12 protein-coding genes are annotated in these 18,748 nt (G+C 71.4%); 5 read left to right on the top strand and 7 right to left on the bottom strand.

Annotated elements, in window-relative coordinates; translation table 11 throughout:
• The first annotated feature begins 151 nt into the window (after positions 1-151).
• From ADL12_RS27015 to ADL12_RS26995, 5 genes are all read left to right on the top strand, one after another.
• The gene (locus ADL12_RS27015) at positions 152-829 is read left to right on the top strand and encodes a spermidine synthase family protein (protein WP_062706194.1); all 678 of its coding nucleotides are present in this window, start codon (positions 152-154) and stop codon (positions 827-829) included.
• A gap of 132 nt (positions 830-961) precedes the next feature.
• Positions 962-1,699, top strand: a complete 738-nt coding sequence (locus ADL12_RS27010; RefSeq protein ID WP_062706191.1) for a response regulator transcription factor — start codon at positions 962-964, stop codon at positions 1,697-1,699.
• Positions 1,696-2,802, top strand: a complete 1,107-nt coding sequence (locus ADL12_RS27005) for a sensor histidine kinase (protein ID WP_062706188.1) — start codon at positions 1,696-1,698, stop codon at positions 2,800-2,802. Before ADL12_RS27010 ends, ADL12_RS27005 begins: the two co-directional genes overlap by 4 nt.
• 281 nt (positions 2,803-3,083) lie before the next feature.
• Entirely contained in the window at positions 3,084-6,905 is a 3,822-nt protein-coding gene (locus ADL12_RS27000) for a multifunctional oxoglutarate decarboxylase/oxoglutarate dehydrogenase thiamine pyrophosphate-binding subunit/dihydrolipoyllysine-residue succinyltransferase subunit (RefSeq protein WP_062706185.1), read from the top strand.
• Positions 6,906-7,038: 133 nt separating this feature from the next.
• On the top strand, positions 7,039-7,221 hold the full coding sequence (locus tag ADL12_RS26995; protein WP_003997970.1) for a DUF6104 family protein: 183 nt from the start codon (positions 7,039-7,041) through the stop codon (positions 7,219-7,221).
• Positions 7,222-7,251: 30 nt separating this feature from the next.
• On the opposite strand, the gene fxsT is transcribed toward ADL12_RS26995, so the two are convergent.
• The 7 genes from fxsT to ADL12_RS26965 form a co-directional block, all read right to left on the bottom strand.
• A complete protein-coding gene (gene fxsT, locus ADL12_RS26990; protein ID WP_062706183.1) occupies positions 7,252-10,212 on the bottom strand; it encodes an FxSxx-COOH system tetratricopeptide repeat protein in 2,961 nt (986 codons plus the stop codon).
• Positions 10,213-10,343: 131 nt separating this feature from the next.
• Complete coding sequence (locus ADL12_RS26985; RefSeq protein ID WP_062706180.1) at positions 10,344-11,567, bottom strand: FxsB family cyclophane-forming radical SAM/SPASM peptide maturase; 1,224 nt, start codon at positions 11,565-11,567, stop codon at positions 10,344-10,346.
• Complete coding sequence (locus tag ADL12_RS54270) at positions 11,564-11,716, bottom strand: hypothetical protein (RefSeq protein WP_159053307.1); 153 nt, start codon at positions 11,714-11,716, stop codon at positions 11,564-11,566. Before ADL12_RS54270 ends, ADL12_RS26985 begins: the two co-directional genes overlap by 4 nt.
• Entirely contained in the window at positions 11,713-14,997 is a 3,285-nt protein-coding gene (locus tag ADL12_RS26980; RefSeq protein ID WP_062706177.1) for a tetratricopeptide repeat protein, read from the bottom strand. Before ADL12_RS26980 ends, ADL12_RS54270 begins: the two co-directional genes overlap by 4 nt.
• Before the next feature lie 3 nt (positions 14,998-15,000).
• The gene (locus ADL12_RS26975) at positions 15,001-15,999 is read right to left on the bottom strand and encodes an AAA family ATPase (protein WP_062706174.1); all 999 of its coding nucleotides are present in this window, start codon (positions 15,997-15,999) and stop codon (positions 15,001-15,003) included.
• A 148-nt stretch (positions 16,000-16,147) separates the two neighbouring features.
• A complete protein-coding gene (locus ADL12_RS57805) occupies positions 16,148-18,103 on the bottom strand; it encodes a VMAP-C domain-containing protein (RefSeq protein WP_062706171.1) in 1,956 nt (651 codons plus the stop codon).
• Complete coding sequence (locus tag ADL12_RS26965) at positions 18,096-18,455, bottom strand: CU044_2847 family protein (RefSeq protein ID WP_062706168.1); 360 nt, start codon at positions 18,453-18,455, stop codon at positions 18,096-18,098. The genes ADL12_RS57805 and ADL12_RS26965 overlap by 8 nt, the downstream gene beginning before the upstream one ends.
• Positions 18,456-18,748: the final 293 nt, after the last annotated feature.

Below are 18,748 nucleotides of genomic sequence, written 5' to 3'. Positions count from 1 at the left end.
CCGCCGCACTGCGGCCGGATGGCTTGGCTTTCGCCACCCGGCCAACACTCAACCTACCAACGCCCACTGACAGCCGCTGACGAATACCGAAACTCCCGGTAGCAGCTTTCAACCCCTCGGCCGTCCCGGTCTCACCTGCCAGGATGACCGGATGCCCACTTCGTACGACATCCCCGAAGTCCTGGACCGTCGCGAGGGCCCGTACGGCGAGATCGTGCTGCGGCGGCACGGCGAACTGCTCCAGATCATCGCGAACGGCTGCTTCCTGATGGACACCTCCGACGGGCGCTCGGAGCGGCTGCTCGTCGACACGGCGCTCGGTGCGCTGGCCGGGCGGCCGGACCCGGAGGTGCTGATCGGCGGGCTCGGCGTGGGGTTCTCGCTCGCACACGCCGCCGCCGATCCGCGCCCGAAACGGATCACCGTGGTCGAGCGCGAGCCCGCGATTATCGGCTGGCATCTCGACGGGCCGTTGTCCGACTTCTCCGCCTGTGCCCTCGCCGACCCACGCACCGAGATTCTGCAAACGGATCTCGTCGCGCACGTACATGAGACTTACGACACGTATGACGCACTGTGTCTCGACATCGACAACGGACCCGGCTGGACCGTCACCGACGGCAACGACAGCCTGTACTCACCGGCCGGACTGGCGGCCTGCGCAAGGGCGTTGAGGCCGGGCGGGGTGCTGGCCGTATGGTCCGCCCAGCCCTCTCCGGAATTCGAAGAAACCTTGTGTAATGCCGGATTCCAACAGGTGCGTACCGAAGAGATCCCCGTTGCCCGGGGCGTTCCGGACGTCGTGCACCTTGCCGTCCGACCTGGATAGCCGTGGCACGGTGACTCCCCGTACTCTGCTTCTCTGACGCGGATCATTCAAGCGTCAATCGCAAGCATGCGCAGGCATAGCCAGATAGCGGGATCACCCCACGGATTCCGGAAAGCAACTTTGGGGCGGGCGATGGAGCAGACACACACCTCCCACAACGGCACGACGGCGACCCCGGGCGCACAGCGCCGGGTCCTCGTGGTCGAGGACGATCCGACCATCGTGGACGCCATCGCGGCCCGCCTGCGTGCCGAGGGATTCCTCGTGCAGACCGCGGGCGACGGTCCGGCGGCCGTCGACACGGCCGAGGCGTGGCAGCCCGACCTGCTGATCCTCGACATCATGCTGCCGGGCTTCGACGGCCTGGAGGTATGCCGCCGGGTGCAGGCCCAGCGGCCGGTGCCGGTACTGATGCTGACCGCGCGCGACGACGAGACCGACATGCTGGTCGGGCTCGGTGTCGGCGCCGACGACTACATGACCAAGCCGTTCTCGATGCGGGAGCTGGCGGCACGCGTGCACGTGCTGCTGCGCCGCGTCGAGCGGGCCGCCCTGGCCGCCACGACCCCGCGGTCCGGCATCCTGCGCCTCGGCGAGCTGGAGATCGACCACGCGCAGCGGCGGGTTCGGGTGCGCAGTGAGGATGTTCACCTCACGCCGACCGAGTTCGACCTCCTGGTGTGCCTGGCGAACACCCCGCGCGCGGTGCTCTCGCGTGAGCAGCTGCTCGCCGAGGTGTGGGACTGGGCCGACGCCTCCGGCACCCGCACGGTCGACAGCCACATCAAGGCGCTGCGCCGGAAGATCGGCGCCGAGCGGATCCGTACGGTGCACGGCGTGGGCTACGCCCTGGAGACCCCGACGCCATGAGCGACGGGCCGGCCGCGCGGAGAGGCCCCGGGGAACCCTGGGGCGGCGTACGTCCGTTCTCGATCAAGACCAAGCTGGGCGCGCTGGTCATCATCGCGGTGCTGATCACCACAGGACTGTCGATGATCGCCGTACGCACCCAGACGGAGCTGCGCTTCATCACGGTCTTCTCGATGATCGCCACCCTGCTCATTACGCAGTTCGTGGCCCATTCGCTCACCGCGCCGCTGGACGAGATGAACGCGGTGGCCCGGTCCATCTCGCACGGCGACTACACGCGCCGGGTGCGGGAGAACCGCCGGGACGAGCTGGGCGACCTGGCCGGGACGATCAACCTCATGGCCGACGAGCTGGAGGCCCAGGACCAGCAGCGCAAGGAGCTGGTGGCGAACGTCTCGCACGAGCTGCGCACCCCGATCGCGGGCCTGCGGGCCGTCCTGGAGAACGTGGTCGACGGCATCGCCGAGGCCGACCCCGAGACGATGCGCACGGCGCTGAAGCAGACCGAGCGGCTGGGCCGGCTCGTGGAGACGCTGCTGGACCTGTCCCGCCTGGACAACGGCGTCGTACCGCTGCGCCTGCGGCGCTTCGAGGTCTGGCCGTACCTGTCCGGCGTGCTCAAGGAGGCCAACATGGTCGCCTCCGCGCGCGGGGGCATGGCGTCGGGCTCCGGCAGCCACACCCGCACCGACGTCCATCTGCACCTCGACGTCTCCCCGCCGGAGCTGACCGCGCACGCCGACCCCGAGCGCATCCACCAGGTCGTCGCCAACCTCATCGACAACGCGATCAAGCACAGCCCGCCGCACGGCCGCGTGACGGTCAAGGCGCGGCGCGGGGCGTTCCCGGAGTCGCTGGAGCTGGAGGTCCTGGACGAGGGTCCGGGCATTCCGAGGTCGGACTGGCACCGGGTCTTCGAGCGGTTCAACCGGGGCGCCGTGATCCGGCCGCACGGGCCGGGCAGTGACGGCGGTACGGGGCTGGGGCTGGCGATCGCACGCTGGGCCGTCGATCTGCACGGCGGCCGGATCGGGGTGGCCGAATCCGAGCGGGGTTGCCGGATTCTTGTCACGCTGCCGGGGCAGCCATCTGTACCAAGTTGACGTAAAGTTCGAAGCGGAGCACCAAGATCGACGTCTGTCCTGGCTGACGGACACGTGTGATCAGGTAGAGCCCCGCGCCATGGGCGTGCCGGGCCGCGGTCGCGCCTTCCCGGATGAAGCGGAACCTCGCTTGTTTCCCGCCATTTCCAGGCACGAAACACGCTTTCCGATGTGACTTACGCGACGATGACCTTGCTCAGCCTGACCTTCCCGGCCATAGGGGCGTAGCCTTTATTCCCGCTGTCCATCACCTTGTGAAGCGGAAGAGGGCGGTTGCCGCCGTGTCGCCACAGTCCCCCAGTAACTCGAGCATCTCGACCGACACCGACCAAGCGGGGAAGAACCCCGCGGCCGCGTTCGGTCCGAACGAGTGGCTCGTCGACGAGATCTATCAGCAGTACCTCCAGGACCCCAATTCGGTGGACCGAGCCTGGTGGGACTTCTTCGCCGACTACAAGCCGGGAGCGCCCGCCGCCTCGGCTCCGGCGGGTACTGCGGCCGCGGGGGCCGCAGGGACCACCACGGCTCCAGCGGCTCCCGCCGCTGCCCCGGCTGCTCCGGCCGCGCCTGCAGCTCCGCCGGCCCCCGCGCCGGCTCCCGCGGCCCCGAAGCCCGCGGCTGCCGCGCCTGCCGCCCCGGCTCCGGCCCCGGCTGCGGCGAAGCCCGCCGCGCCCGCGCCGGCCGCGAAGCCCGCTCAGCCGAAGAAGGCCGAGCCCGCTGCTGCCGCCGCCGAGGGTCCCGAGTTCGTGACGCTGCGCGGCCCGTCCGCTGCGGTCGCGAAGAACATGAACGCCTCCCTGGAGGTGCCCACGGCCACGTCCGTGCGCGCGGTCCCGGTGAAGCTGCTCTTCGACAACCGCATCGTCATCAACAACCACCTGAAGCGCGCCCGGGGCGGGAAGATCTCCTTCACCCACCTCATCGGCTACGCGATGGTGCAGGCCATCAAGGCCATGCCGTCGATGAACTACTCCTTCGCGGAGAAGGACGGCAAGCCGACCCTGGTCAAGCCGGAGCACATCAACTTCGGCCTCGCCATCGACCTGGTCAAGCCCAACGGCGACCGCCAGCTGGTCGTCGCGGGCATCAAGAAGGCCGAGACCCTCAACTTCTTCGAGTTCTGGCAGGCCTACGAGGACATCGTCCGCCGCGCCCGCGACGGCAAGCTGGGCATGGACGACTTCACCGGCGTGACGGTCTCCCTGACCAACCCCGGCGGCCTCGGCACCGTCCACTCGGTGCCGCGCCTGATGCCCGGCCAGTCGGTGATCATGGGCGTCGGCTCCATGGACTACCCGGCGGAGTTCCAGGGCACCTCCCAGGACACCCTGAACAAGCTCGGCATCTCGAAGGTCATGACGCTCACGTCGACCTACGACCACCGGGTCATCCAGGGCGCCGCCTCCGGCGAGTTCCTGCGGATCGTCGCGAACCTCCTCCTCGGCGAGAGCAACTTCTACGACGAGATCTTCGAGGCCCTGCGCATCCCCTACGAGCCGGTCCGCTGGCTCAAGGACATCGACGCCTCGCACGACGACGACGTCACCAAGGCCGCGCGCGTCTTCGAGCTGATCCACTCCTACCGGGTCCGCGGCCACGTCATGGCCGACACCGACCCGCTGGAGTACCGCCAGCGCAAGCACCCCGACCTGGACATCACCGAGCACGGCCTCACCCTGTGGGACCTGGAGCGCGAGTTCGCCGTCGGCGGCTTCTCCGGCAAGTCCCTGATGAAGCTGCGCGACATCCTCGGCGTGCTGCGCGACTCGTACTGCCGCACCACCGGCATCGAGTTCATGCACATCCAGGACCCCAAGCAGCGCAAGTGGATCCAGGACCGCATCGAGCGCCCGCACACCAAGCCGGAGCGCGAGGAGCAGCTGCGCATCCTGCGCCGGCTGAACGCGGCGGAGGCCTTCGAGACCTTCCTGCAGACGAAGTACGTCGGCCAGAAGCGCTTCTCCCTGGAGGGCGGCGAGTCCGTCATCCCGCTGCTCGACGCGGTGCTGGACTCGGCCGCCGAGTCCCGCCTGGACGAGGTCGTCATCGGCATGGCCCACCGCGGCCGCCTGAACGTGCTCGCCAACATCGTCGGCAAGTCGTACGCCCAGATCTTCCGCGAGTTCGAGGGCAACCTCGACCCGAAGTCGATGCACGGCTCCGGCGACGTGAAGTACCACCTGGGCGCCCAGGGCATCTTCACGGGCCTGGACGGCGAGCAGATCACGGTCTCGCTGGCCGCCAACCCGTCCCACCTGGAGACGGTCGACCCGGTCATCGAGGGCATCGCACGCGCCAAGCAGGACATCATCAACAAGGGCGGCACGGACTTCACGGTCCTGCCGGTCGCCCTGCACGGTGACGCGGCCTTCGCGGGCCAGGGCGTGGTGGCCGAGACCCTGAACATGTCGCAGCTGCGCGGTTACCGCACGGGCGGCACGGTCCACATCGTCATCAACAACCAGGTCGGCTTCACGGCCGCCCCGGAGTCCTCCCGCTCGTCGATGTACGCGACGGACGTGGCGAGGATGATCGAGGCCCCGATCTTCCACGTGAACGGCGACGACCCGGAGGCCGTGGTCCGCGTGGCCCGTCTGGCCTTCGAGTTCCGCCAGGCGTTCAACAAGGACGTGGTGATCGACCTCATCTGCTACCGCCGCCGTGGTCACAACGAGTCGGACAACCCGGCCTTCACCCAGCCGCTGATGTACGACCTGATCGACAAGAAGCGCTCGGTGCGCAAGCTCTACACCGAGTCCCTGATCGGTCGCGGCGACATCACCCTGGAAGAGGCCGAGCAGGCGCTGCAGGACTACCAGGGCCAGCTGGAGAAGGTCTTCACGGAGGTCCGCGAGGCCGTCTCGGCCCAGCCGGCTGCGGGACCGGTGTCGGACCCGCAGGCGGAGTTCCCGGTCGCCGTGCACACCGCGATCTCCTCGGAGGTCGTGAAGCGGATCGCCGAGTCCCAGGTCAACATCCCCGACACCTTCCACGTCCACCCGCGTCTGCTGCCGCAGCTGCAGCGCCGGGCGACGATGGTCGAGGACGGCACGATCGACTGGGGCATGGGCGAGACGCTCGCGGTCGGCTCCCTCCTCCTGGAGGGCACCCCGGTCCGCCTGTCCGGCCAGGACTCCCAGCGCGGCACCTTCGGCCAGCGTCACGCGGTCCTCATCAACCGCGAGACGGGCGAGGAGTACACCCCGCTCCAGTACCTCGCCGAGGACCAGGCGCGCTACAACGTCTACAACTCCCTCCTGTCCGAGTACGCGGTCATGGGCTTCGAGTACGGCTACTCGCTGGCCCGCCCCGACGCGCTCGTGATGTGGGAGGCGCAGTTCGGCGACTTCGTCAACGGCGCGCAGACGGTGGTCGACGAGTACATCTCGGCGGCGGAGCAGAAGTGGGGCCAGCTGTCCGGCGTCACGCTGCTCCTCCCGCACGGCTACGAGGGCCAGGGCCCGGACCACTCCTCGGCCCGTGTCGAGCGGTTCCTGCAGCTGTGCGCGCAGAACAACATGACGGTCGCCATGCCGACCCTCCCGTCGAACTACTTCCACCTCCTGCGGTGGCAGGTGCACAACCCGCACCACAAGCCGCTGGTGGTCTTCACCCCGAAGTCGATGCTGCGCCTCAAGGCCGCCGCGTCGAAGACGGAGGAGTTCACGTCGGGTCAGTTCCGCCCCGTCATCGGCGACGCCACGGTCGACCCGGCCGCGGTCCGCAAGGTGGTGTTCGTGGCCGGCAAGCTGTACTACGACCTTGAGGCCGAGCGTCAGAAGCGCGGCGTCACGGACACGGCGATCATCCGCATCGAGCGCCTGTACCCGCTGCCGGGTGCCGAGATCCAGGCCGAGATCGCCAAGTACGCGAACGCCGAGAAGTACCTGTGGGCCCAGGAGGAGCCGGCGAACCAGGGTGCGTGGCCGTTCATCGCGCTCAACCTGATCGACCACCTCGACCTGGCGGTCGGCGCCGACATCCCGCACGGCGAGCGCCTGCGCCGCATCTCGCGTCCGCACGGCTCGTCCCCGGCTGTCGGTTCCGCCAAGCGGCACCAGGCCGAGCAGGAGCAGCTGGTCCGTGAGGTGTTCGAGGCCTGAGCCTCGGCACGGGTCTGACCGACAAGGCCCGGGTTCCCGTCCGTGTGACGGGGACCCGGGCCTTGTGGCATTCACGGCCGGCCGGTTGTGACCCACGGGGGTGTCCGCGCCGAGCAGGACATATCCTCAGGTCATGTACTTCACCGACCGAGGCATCGAAGAACTGGAGAAGCGGCGCGGCGAGGAGGAGATCACCTTCGAGTGGCTGGCCGAGCAGCTGCGCACCTTCGTCGATCTGAACCCGGACTTCGAGGTGCCGGTGGAGCGGCTGGCGACGTGGCTGGCCCGGCTGGACGACGAGGACGACGACGTCTAGGAGCCGCGGAGCCGTCCCGCCGGGCGCCGCTCAGATGGGCTGGGGCTCGAAGTCCCAGTAGGGGCGGTGCCGTTCGAGGATGTTGCGGGTGTGCGGGTGGTCGGCGCCGAGGAGTGAGGTGAGCCGGGCGACCGCGTCCTGGTGCAGGCTCTCGGCCTCCGCGTGTTCTCCCAGCTCGGCCAGGTCCAGCGCCAGCCCGGCGCGCAGGCTGATGGTGAGGATGTGCGCGTCGCCGAGGACGCGGGCGGAGCGGTCGGCGCTCTCCCGGCCCAGGGCGGCCGCGGCGTCGGCGTCGCCCACGGATGCGAGTGCGGCGACCTCGTTCTTGGCGCAGCCGATGGCCCAGGGGTGGTCCCGGCCGACCGCTCGCCGCATCTGCCGCGCGGTCTGCCGGGACAGCTCCAGCGCGGCCCGCTTCTCGCCCATGTCGCGCATGACGGTGGCGACGTTGTCCCGCGCTCCGATCGCGTACGGGTGGCGCTCGCCCAGCTGGGCGGCGTAGTGGGTGGCGGTGGCCTCGGCCAGGTCCCTGGCCTCCTCGGTGCGCTCCAGGTCGCGCAGCAGCATCGCGTAGTCGCAGGACACCATCAGTGTCTCGGGGTGCAGCGGGCCGCGGCGGCGGATCAGCTTCTCGCGGACCCCGCGCAGCATGGCGTGCGCGAACTGCAGGTCCCCGACCCGGCGGGCGCACAGGGCGAGGTTGTGCTCGGCGAGCAGGGTCTGGCTGTGGGTGCGGTCCAGGACCTGGCTGTGGACGCGGGAGTTGTGGCCCTGGATGGCCAGCGCCTCCCGGTAGCTGCCGAGCAGGCGCAGCATCCAGGCGGCGCGCAGCGCGGAGTTGAGGGTGAGGGCGTCGCGTCCGCCGAGTACTTCCACGCGGGCCTCGAAGACCTTGCGGTGCAGGGCGAGCGACTCGGTGTAGTGACCCTGGAGGCCGAGGGCGACGGCGAGGTTGCTGCGGATGGCGAGGGTGCGTGGCACCTGCTCGCCGCCGAGCTCCGCGGCGGCGCTCGCCGCGGCCTCCTCGAACAGGGCGCGGGCCTCCGGGTAGCGGCCGAGCGCCATGAGGGTGCCGCCGAGACCGTCCCTGGCTCGGATCACCTCGATGGGCCGTACGTCGTCGGCGCGTTCGAGGCGCCCGAGGATCTCGCGGCCGACGCTCTCCGCCTCCGGGTACTTCCCCAGCCGGCGCAGCATGTTGGCGAGCTGGTGGACGGCGACGAGCACCGAGCGGTCGGTGTCGCCGGAGGTGGCCCGCCAGTGCTGCACCGCTGTGCGGCTGAGCCACCAGCCGTCGTGGTACTCGCCCCGCATCCGCAGGTACTCGATGCAGTTGAGGACGAGCTCGCGCGCGTCGTCGTCGGCCGACTCCAGGGCACCGGAGGGTTCCAGGTGCGGGATGAGGGCGGCGTACCGGGCCCAGTTGCCGGCCGAGGAGGAGTCGCGCGGGTCGGCGGAGACGAGGACCTTGCGGGCGGCGGCCGAGTAGCGCTCGGCGTCGGCGGGCGACTGGATGGACCGTACGAAGCGGTGGAAGAGGCGGTGCATGCGCAGCGTGCCGACGGTCTGGGAGTCCATCCGCGGCCCGGGTTCGTACTCGATCCGCATGGAGGTGATCTCGGACAGCCGGCGCAGGGCGGTGTTCCAGGTGCTGGGCTCGGCGATCAGCTCGACCAGTTCGGCGGGCAGGTCGCCGTGCCGGGCGGTCTGCAGCAGCCGTACCGGCACCACGTCGTGCGAGAAGCAGACGAGCAGATTGAGCAGCTGCCAGGCGTTCTCCGAGCCTTCGCGCAGGGTGTTGACGAGCTTCGCCCAGGCGACCTCGAAGCTCTGCGGGTACTGGCCGGAGGCCATGACACCGAAGCGGTCCGGGCGGCCGTCGCGGATGTCCCGGATGTAGTCGTCGACCGGCACGGTCGGGTTGATGTCCAGCCAGGCGGCCGTCTGGTCGAGCAGCAGGGGCATGTCCTCCACGGCCTCGGCGAGGCGCGCGGCCTGGGTGTCGCTGAGGCGTGCCGTGCGGCGCTCGACGAAGGCGACGCTCTCGCGGCGTTCGAAGGCCGGTACGGCGATGGTCTCGGCGTGGGCGCCCCACTCGCTGCGGTGGGTGGTGACGAGGACATGGCCGCGTCCTTCGGGCACGAGGCCGTCCAGCCGCTCCGGGTCGCCGGCGCCGTCCAGGACGAGCAGCCAGGGCCGCGCGGTGCGGTCGAGTTCACGGCGTACGGCCGTGATGGTGGACCCGAGGTCGCCGGAGTCACGCAGGTCCAGGGCGGGCGCGAGGTCGGCGAACTGCTGGCGGGCGGTGACGCGCTGGGCGGCGTTGACCCACCAGACGATGTCGTACTCGCCTGCGAACCGGTGGACGTATTCCAGGGCGAGCTGGGTCTTGCCGAAGCCGCCGGGGCCGAGCAGCGCCACGGCGGCGCCGTCGTCTCCGGCGGCGGAGAAGGCGCCGTAGACCTTCTCCAGCAGTTCGGTGCGGCCGATGAAGCGGCGGTTGCGGCGCGGGACCTGCCAGACGTCCGGCGGGTCGTCGGGGAACCGGGGGCCGCGGCTGAGGTCGATCAGCGTGCCCGGAGCGGGTATGCCCGCGCATTCCAGGACCCGGCTGCGCGCCACCTCGGGCCGCAGGCCGCGTAGTTCGACGGGGGCCAGGGTGATGACGGCCTCGGGCATGGGCCGGGCGGTGATGCTCACGGCGGCGATCCGGTCCTCGTACGCCGGCATCACCTGCCGCAGGGCCTGGGCCCAGGCCTCGAACCGCTCGTTGCCCAGGCGTTCGTGCCAGTCGTCGATCACAAGCAGGACGCGGCCCGGCGCGCTCAGCAGGTCGGTGAACGCCTCGGCGGTCGGCGGGCGGCGCAGCGGGTTCCACCTGATCAGCGTGGTGCCTCGTCCCGCGCCCCGGATCTGGTGGTCGATCCACTTGGCCCAGGACTCGCTCTGCCCGGCGAAGACCACCGTGACATGTCCGAGTTCCGCCGCCATCTCGCCGTTCTCCCTCGACTGGACTTGGCTCGCCTGGACCTGGCTCGACTGAACCTGGTCACGACTGCGCACAGGTTATTCAATTGTGCGTCAAATCGGTTCCAGAGGTGCCAAGTTGAGCATGGTTCGGGTCACCGGTTTCTCCGGGACGTCCGCTGCAGCCGGTGCGCGATGTGCCGGACGAGTCGCTCCAGATCGGCGCAGTAGACGCTGGGGTGCAAAAACCCCGTCCCGGGAGCGTACCGGTGCACGTAGTTCCCGCCCCCGCAGACCTTCCCCACGGGACAGCCCAGACACTCGTCGGCCAGCGCCCGCTCCCCCAGCTGCCGTGCGGCGACGCCGGGATGGCGCAGGGCGTGGTCGAAGGAGTGCCGGAAGACATCGAGGCCGGTCTCCGAGGCGCCCTCGTACGCCGATCTGAGCGAGTCGACCTGCTCGATGCCGCCGTCCGTCTCGACCACGACGGCGGCCACCGGTGACAGCCCCACGGCCTCGGCCCTGCTGGGCGCGCCGAGCAGCAGCCCCGCGATCTCCTGGAACAGCCGTACGCGGGTGCTGAGCCGCCCCTCGTCCCACCAGGCGTCGAAGACGGCGGCGAGCCAGTCGCCGTAGGGGGTGGGATGCGGGCGGTGCCGCCCCGGGGTCCGGCGGGCCGTGCCCGGGGGCGGCCGGTCCCAGTTGGCGTGCGGGAGCAGGAAGTCCACTCCGGGCGGGCTCAGTTCGAGGAGCGAGCGGTAGACGTCCAGCGGATCGACGGCCAGGTCGATCGTGCAGAGGATTCCGGCGTACGTCTGCGGCCGCGCGGCGAGCCGCTGTGCCGCCGCGCGGGCGGCGGGCCAGGCGGGGCGTCCGGCACGGTCGACCCGACGGGCGTTGTGCGCGGCCCGACCGCCGTCGAGACTGAGGCCGACCCGGATGCCGGCGTCGGCGAGCCGGTCGAGGGCCTTGGCCGTCAGGCGGGTGCCGTTGGTCTGGACGGTGGCGGTGACCCGGCAGCCGGCGGGGGCGGCCTCCCGTACGGCTCGGGCGTAGGCGAGGACGGGGCCGGGGCCGGTGAGGAGGGGTTCGCCGCCGTGGAGTTCGATGCGGATGGCGTCGAGGCCGTGGGTGCGCACGTGCTCGGCGATGCGGTCCGCCGCATGACGCATCGTGCGCTCGGAGGTGCGGGCCGGGCGGTCGCGCCAGCCGTGGTCGGGGCCCTGGTAGAGGTAGCAGTAGGTGCAGTCGAGGTTGCACCGGCCGTGCACCTTCAGCACGAACTGCCGGAAGGGGACGGGCCGGTGGGCCGTGGTGTCGAGGAGGGCGTACGGCCAGGGCGGGTGAGGGTGGGCGTGGAAGTGAGAGTGCCTGGTCATGGCGCGTCTTCGTAGTGGGCGACGACGATGCTCTCCCCCTCACGGGTGCGGAGTTCGGCGAGGATCGCGGCCAATACCGGGTGGTCGGTGTGGTCGGGTGGGGTGATCTCCGGGAGGCGTATGTGGGTGTCGTCGGTGGGGAGGGTCACTCGTCGGCCGTTTCGGGGGACAGGCGGGCGATGTGCGAGCCAAGGAGGCGGACGCGGTCGCGGTCCTCCGTCAGGCGGAGGGCATGCCGGTAGTCGGTGAGGGCTTCGTAGCCTCTGCCCATCTGCTCTCGCGCCCGGCCCCGCCCTGTGAGCGCCGCGGCGACCAGCTCACTCTCACCCGCCTCCTCGGCGAACTCGACGGCCTGGCTGCAGAGATCGATCACCTTGTGCAGATGCGTGATCGCTTCCGTGCGCTCGTGCAGGAGCCGGGCCACGGCTGCGCGGCTGATCAGGCTGTGCGCGAGAAGCACCGGGTTCTCGGAACCGCGAACGGCCTCCGCGAACAGCCAGTCGGCCTCGTACAGGTCGGTCAGCACACTGGTCAGGAGGTAGCGCCGGTAGTAGGCACGGCCCAGCTTGCGACGCCGCCCCGGTAGCCCGGGATCGTCCGGCAGGGACTCGTCGACCGCTTGGCGCAGATGATCGACGCTCCTGGCGATGTCGTCGGCCTCTGCCCTCAGACCGAACCGGACGTAAAGGGCCAGGCCGAGGTCGGTCAGCACAACCGGCCGCCGGGGGTCGTCCTCATCGAGCAGCTGTACGGCCTGCGCCCAGGCGTCGACGGCGCGGTTCAGCTGGGTCAGGTCCCCGGACTGGTCGTGGCGGTCGCGATGGATCTTCCCGGCCCGCGCCAGACACTCGAAGGTGAGCTCCTGGTCGTCACCCGCGGCCTGGAGGGCCTGCTCCATCGCGTCCAACAGCGCCTCGCTCGTCCGGTCGCCGCGGCGTAGGAACTGCTCGATCTCGACAGCGTCCGCCACGTCCAGCCAGATCCGGCAGCGCTCATCGTCCGGCAGGACGTATGCGCCGACTGCGGCCTTGAGGTCCTCGGCGGCGCGCAACGCCCAGCCGGCCGCCTGCGAAGCGGCTTGCCCGTCCGGGCTGTGCCCGGCGTACTGCCGTGCAAGATCGAGCCACAACCGCCCCCGCACGACCAGGCCCTGCTCGGACCGGACCAGGTCGAGCCAGACGTCCGCCGCGTCGACGGCCCGCTCCAGGTGACGGACGTACCAGTTCTCGACCTTGTCCCTCTTCCGCGGCCCCAGCTCCCCCACAGCCCGCCGCACACCCGCCAGCGCCTCCGCGGCGGCCCTGCGCCGCTCCGGTTCCTCGGCCTGCGTGGCCTCGTCGGCCAGGACGGCGGAGAGGCTCTCGTCGGCCAGATACAGCAACACCCGCAGCGCACGCCCCGCGACCCGCTCCGGCTTCGCCCGAGCCCACTCCCGCAGGCTCTCCGCAATCCCGTCGAAGTCGACCCCGCCGACCCGCACCTCCTGCGCCTGCGCCCAGCACACCAACCCCCGCACGAGCTGCCCGCGCGCAGTGACGGCCTGCCCGTCGATCGCCTCCCACGCCTCCCGCAGGTCCTCCCCCACGCGCCGCACGCGCCAGCGGGACAGCAGCGCGGCGGCCAACTCCTCGCCCGCCAGGGCCCGTTCACTGTCGGACCGGGCGACCACGACCGACTGCCGCAGGCACCCCACCGCGGCATCGAGTTCCCGGGTGAGCCCCTCGCCGTTGAACCGCGCGAGCGCCTGACGTCCCAGACGGAGCAGCTCGGACGCGCTCTGCCCCGGCCCCACCGGCACCGCCGGCAGCCGCGCCCCCAGGTCCCGCAGCACCTCCGCGGACACCTCGGCGAACGCCCGCAGCCCGGCCGGCTCCCGCTCCCCCGAAGCAGCGGGCGCTTCCCCGTCGGGCGGCACCGCGCCCCGCAGGAACGCCCCCGCCAGTGCGGGGAAGTTGCGCGCACTGCGCCCGAACTTCCGTTCCACGTACTCGGAGCAGTGCTTGAACAGCAGCTCCACCTCGTCGACCGACAGACGGGACCGCAGCTCGGTGGCCACCCCCGGCAGGAAGTCGTAGCGGACGGCCCGCGGATCGTCCGCGTCCTCCCGCCGCCGCAGCAGACCGCTCAGCAACACCTCGGACAACACGTCCGGCCCGCTCCCGGCCAGCATGGCGTGCTGGACGAGCTGCATCACCGGCAGGTACAGCGGCACCGCGGACAGATACACCGCCAGTCGACGCGCCTCGGACGACGCCGGACGCCAGAACGCGCGGACGCGATCCGCACCGCTGCGTTCCTGCGTGGCCCGCACCGGCGCCGCGGACCCGGGATGGTCGGCCCGCACCCAGCCGGCCGCGGCGGACAGCGACTGTCCCGTGGCGCCGGACACCAGCCGCGCCCAGCCCTCCACCGACTCCCGGCGCAGCGCGAGCACCGGAACGGGCAGCGCGCCGGCTTCCACCGGCCCCTTGTCGGGCCGGAACAGCAGCGACCCGGCGGGCCCTTCACGCCGGTGCAACAACCCGCGCCGGGCGGGCAGATGGGTGCGCAGCCACATCCGCTGCGGCAGCGGCTGTACGACGGCCACGGGCGCCGTCGCGGCCCAGCGGTACAGCAGCCGCTGCACCCGGCCGCTGCGCCACATCGGCCCGGCGCAGTCGCTGAGGACCAGGGTGACGCGCCGCCCGGTCGGGTCGCTGAGCTGCTCCGGTGCGTAGAGCGCGGCGGTGGGCTGCGGGGTTGCGGCGCAGCCGGGCCGGCCGCCGGGCGTTTCGTGCAGGTAGCGCACCTGCACCTCGCAGAAGGCGCCGGCGCGGGCACAGACCTGGCGCAGTTCGTCCAGGGCCTGCTGCCATACGACCGTCGAGGTGGAGATGTCCATCAGGAGCAGCAGGCGTGCCTCGCGGCGGCGGTCCGTGCGCAGGACGGGCAGGACCAGCCCGGACTCCGCGGCGCGCTCAGCGGTGGCGCATTCGTCGAGGGTGCGCGGCACGGGCCGTACGGGCGCCCGGTAGCGCTGCAGGGGCCGTAAACCCCGTTGCAGGGCGAGCGGTTCGGGCAGGGCGGGCGCGGCGGGGACGCGGACCCGGGTCATCCGGGAGTCGGCGACGTCGCCTCCGGGGCCGGGCGCGAACAGTCCTGCTCTCTCCGGCTGTTGCGGCTCGCTGTCCTGGGCGGGCAGGCGGGGCCTGTGCGTGGCCCCCGGCGGGAGCGCGCCGGGGTCGGCGAGCGGGTCGGTGGCCGCGTCGACCGGGGCGGTCCCGGGCAGGTCGGGCTGGGGCGCGGAACGTGGCAGCCAGCGGGCGAGCCACAGCGCGTCCGCGAGCTCCTCGACTCCGGGCGCGATGCCCGCGTCCCGCATACGCGCGACCAGCGCCGTGAGCACGGGGCTCACGTCGCCTGCCGGGATGCCGGGAACGCGGGGGGTCATCGGCTACCGGGGCCCTCGGTCGAGGGGCTGCATCAGCAGCTCCGAGATCTCCTCGCGCCGCTGGGTCGCGTCCCGGGCGGCGTGCTGGGCGAGGAAGATGGCGTTGAGGAGTTGGTCGGTGGGACGCAGCGAGCCGTCCGCCTCGGCCTGGGTGAACTGGTCGACGAGGTCGCGGTTGTCGTCGTAGGAGCCCTGCCCGAAGTGGGCCTGGACGAGGGCGGCGAGGCGTTCGTCGCGTGGGGCCTTGAGATCGAGGGGGATGCAGCGGCGCAGCAGCGCGGCGGGGAACTCGCGTTCGCGGTTGCTGGTCATGACGACGAACGGGAACGCCCGGCAGCGGACCTGACCGCCCGTCACCGTCACCCGGCGTCCGTCGTCGGTGAGGACGTCGACGTCGGGGATGCGGTCGGCGATCCGCTCCAGTTCCGGAATGGCGAACCGGCCCTCCTCCAGGACGTTCAGCAGGTCGTTCGGCAGGTCGATGTCGCTCTTGTCCAGCTCGTCGATGAGCAGCACCCGCGGCCGGTCGGCGGCGAGCAGCGCGGTGCCGAGCGGGCCGAGTTTGATGTACCGGCCGATGTCCTGGGAGGCGGGCTCGCCGGGCAGCTGGGCGTCCTGGAGGCGGCCGATGGCGTCGTAGGTGTAGAGGCCGTCGCGCAGTTCGCTGCGGCTGACGACCGGCCACTCCAGGACGCGGCCGAGGTCGAGCTCGTAGGCGACGGAGTGGGCCAGCGTCGACTTGCCGACGCCGGGTTCGCCGGTGACGAGCAGCGGGCGCCTCAAGTACAGGGCGGCGTTGACGAGTTCCAGGGCGTCCGGGTCCTGGACGGGCAGCGGGACGGTGCGCGCGCCGAGCCTGCGGTGGGTGGAGGAGTCGAGCTCCGGGACTTCATAGTCGACGGGTGGCGCGTCGAACGCCCGCCAGGGGGGCGGGTCGGGCAACTCCTCGACCCTGGCCGGATCCGGACGTCCGATCCCCTGGTAGATGAACCACTCGCTCACGGTGCGCTCCTCGTCGACGGTCGGTGGTAGTCCACGGCCTGGCCGACGGGGGCATCGTGCGCCCGCAACGGGCCCCTGGAAATGTACCCAGAACAGGCCTGGTACACGGGTGATTTCGGCCAGCTGTCGGGCTGGTACGGCCCCGTGTTCACGGCGCGTCCACCGGATCGGTCTCCTCGTCCGGCAGGGGACGGCGCGGGTCGTCGTAGAGCAGCGCGAGGGGTTCGGCCCAGGCGCTGTCGGCCCGCTGTTCGCTGATGTCCTGCCGCACGTGCCGCAGCCGGTCGGGGAGTTCGGACAGCGAGCCGACCGCCCCGAGGAACTTCTCGATCCGCGCGTGGAGGGTCTCGCACTCCGGCAGGCAGGCCCGTTCGGGATGGGAGCCGATGGGCCACAGAGCCACGCCGTGGCCGCTGTCGAGGGCGTGCTTCATGGCGACCCGCCCGGTGCCCTGTCCGGCCGGCCGGCACATGACGGGGATGCGGTCCCACTCGGAGTTGCGGTAGCCGACGGTGTCCACGACGCCGGGCGGAGGCATGCGCCAGCCCTGGAAACGCCCCCCGGCCGTCATGCGCTGCCAGCGGTCGACCCAGAGATTGTCCGGATCTCCCCGGCGCTCGAGGGCGCGCAGCACCAGGCGGCGGCGTGCGCCCAGGTGGCCCGGGTCGTTCAGCGCGGCGATGTCCTCGAACCGCCAGCGGTGCACGGCGGTGTCGAAGTGCTCGGCGGGCAGGGCGACTTCGAGCGGCACGGGGTGGCCCTGACGGTCCTTGGACGCCAGCAGTCCGCCCAGCGGGACGCGCAGTGCCTGGACGAGCTCGTCGGGCCGGCATCCGTGCACCGAGCCGTCCGTCTCGTGCACCTCGGGCAGGCCGTCGCCGTCGTCGTACCAGACCTGCCAGAAGAACCGGACGGGCTGCGAGCCGATCACCGGGTCGAGCAGCAGGGCCACCACGGGGCCCTCGCCGGGGCCGGGGTAGGGGATCACGATGCGCTCCGGGCCGTCGTCCTCGGGGAGCGGCTCGAGCCCCTCGGGGAGGTGGACGTCGCGGACCAGGGCGTGCAGGTACCGGCGGGTGTCGCCGCGCAGCCGTTTGTCGATCCAGCCGGTGAGGGCGGGGCTGCCGGCGTCGCGCGCGCGGGCGTGGGCGCCGACGAGCCTCATGTAGCGCAGGAAGGTGAGCGGGTCGAGGGGGGTGGTGCCTTCGTAGAGCAGGCCGTGGCCGTCGCGCCAGGTCCGCAGCTCGGGCGTGGCGCCGGCCCACTGGGTGCCGCTGCGGGCCTCCTTGGCGATGAGACGGACGGTGGGCTCGTCCGGCGGGGGCGGCAGCGCGGCCAGCAGGGCCAGCGCCTTGCGGCGGTCGCGGGGCGTCCATGCCGGGCTCTGGTCGGTCGACGGCCCGTGCTGGAGGTCGATCCAGTTGTCCCCGCTCTGGGACATCGGCTCCTCGCCGTGCCAGCGGTCGTGGGCCGCCATGACCGTGCGGTACGTCTCCCCGAAGCGGCGCAGCGCGGCGATCGCCACCGCCTTGCCGCCGTCCTTCTCCTTGCGCCGCGACTTGATCAGCCCAACGACCGCTCCCGTCTCGGGGTCGAGCAGCGGACCGCCCGACATACCGCTCGGGAAGTCGATGTCGGGCTTGATGATCAGCCCGTACGTGTCCTCGTGGCCGTTGATCTCGGCGTCCGCGATGCGGAAGCGGGCCTCACGCGGTTCGGGGTAGTAGCCGCAGGCCTTGAGGGCGCCGGAGTGGCGGGCGGCGCGGTCGGTGAGCCACACGCATTCGTGGGAGTGCTCGTCGGGGTCGCCGGTCAGCCGCACCAGGGCCAGGTCCTCGGCCAGCGGGACCTTGGGGCAGCGGGGGTCGGTGATCAGCCAGCTCACCAGACGCGCCTCGGCGTCGACGCCCTCGCCGCGCACCCGGAACGCGGCCTGGCGGTCCGTCAGGAGGTGGGGACGCAGGACGTGGGCGGCGGTCAGTACCCAGCCGGGCGCGACGAAGAAGCCGCTGCCCCACAGGGGGCTGTCCTTTCCTTCGGCGGGGAGCAGATGGACGGTGGCGGCCCGGACGAGCTCGAAGAGGCGGTCGTTGCGCTCACTCATGCGCGGCCGCGCTCTCGTCGTCCTCCCCCGCGGCCTTGCCGTCGAACTGCCAGGTGAGGGTGACCTGCACAGACGCCTTGACCTCGCCACGGGCGAGCACGGCGACCGCCACGCCCTCCTTGGCGGTCAGCTCCACGCCGAAGGTGATGGCGGCCTCGTGCGGCTTGGCCTCTCGGGCGGCCTGCAGAACGGTGCCGCCGACGCCCTTGATCAGCTCCTGGAGCTGTTCGACCTTCGCCGCCGCGGCCTCGGTGAAACCTACGTCCTCCTGGTCGTCGTAGGCGTCGGCCGCGCCGATCCTGGCGGTGATCACCGTGCCGTCCGGCAGTTCGATGTCCTGGATGTGACTCATTCCGCTCCCCCCGCAGAGCTTGTGCCGTCAGGTCAACCGAACGTGGGCAGCGCCCACTTGAACTGCGACGAGGCTCATACCCAGGTTGGTTGCAGGAGTATTCGCCGTCTTGGCAGCTGTTCCGTACGGGCCCTTGGGATGGGCCATGGGAGGGCCTTGGGACCTGCTCCAGCGGCGGCCGGCTGCACTCGGGTGGTTGAAAGCTGCTGCCGGGAGTTTCGGTATTCGTCAGCGGCTGTCAGTGGGCGTTGGTAGGTTGAGTGTTGGCCGGGTGGCGAAAGCCAAGCCATCCG

It is taken from the genome of Streptomyces regalis, assembly GCF_001509475.1.
Classification (GTDB): Bacteria; Actinomycetota; Actinomycetes; order Streptomycetales; family Streptomycetaceae; genus Streptomyces; species Streptomyces regalis.
Note: the sequence above shows the minus strand (reverse complement) of the source record. Positions and strands in the feature narration are given on the sequence as shown.

Bases quoted from the DNA above. Each gene is read 5' to 3' on its own strand.
- ADL12_RS26985 (WP_062706180.1), bottom strand. From the start codon at position 11,567: ATGACCAGGCACTCTCACTTCCACGCCCACCCTCACCCGCCCTGGCCG.
- ADL12_RS27015 (WP_062706194.1), top strand. From the start codon at position 152: ATGCCCACTTCGTACGACATCCCCGAAGTCCTGGACCGTCGCGAGGGC.
- ADL12_RS26995 (WP_003997970.1), top strand. From the start codon at position 7,039: ATGTACTTCACCGACCGAGGCATCGAAGAACTGGAGAAGCGGCGCGGC.
- ADL12_RS26980 (WP_062706177.1), bottom strand. From the start codon at position 14,997: ATGACCCCCCGCGTTCCCGGCATCCCGGCAGGCGACGTGAGCCCCGTG.
- ADL12_RS27010 (WP_062706191.1), top strand. From the start codon at position 962: ATGGAGCAGACACACACCTCCCACAACGGCACGACGGCGACCCCGGGC.
- ADL12_RS27005 (WP_062706188.1), top strand. From the start codon at position 1,696: ATGAGCGACGGGCCGGCCGCGCGGAGAGGCCCCGGGGAACCCTGGGGC.
- ADL12_RS26965 (WP_062706168.1), bottom strand. From the start codon at position 18,455: ATGAGTCACATCCAGGACATCGAACTGCCGGACGGCACGGTGATCACC.
- ADL12_RS57805 (WP_062706171.1), bottom strand. From the start codon at position 18,103: ATGAGTGAGCGCAACGACCGCCTCTTCGAGCTCGTCCGGGCCGCCACC.
- fxsT (WP_062706183.1), bottom strand. From the start codon at position 10,212: ATGGCGGCGGAACTCGGACATGTCACGGTGGTCTTCGCCGGGCAGAGC.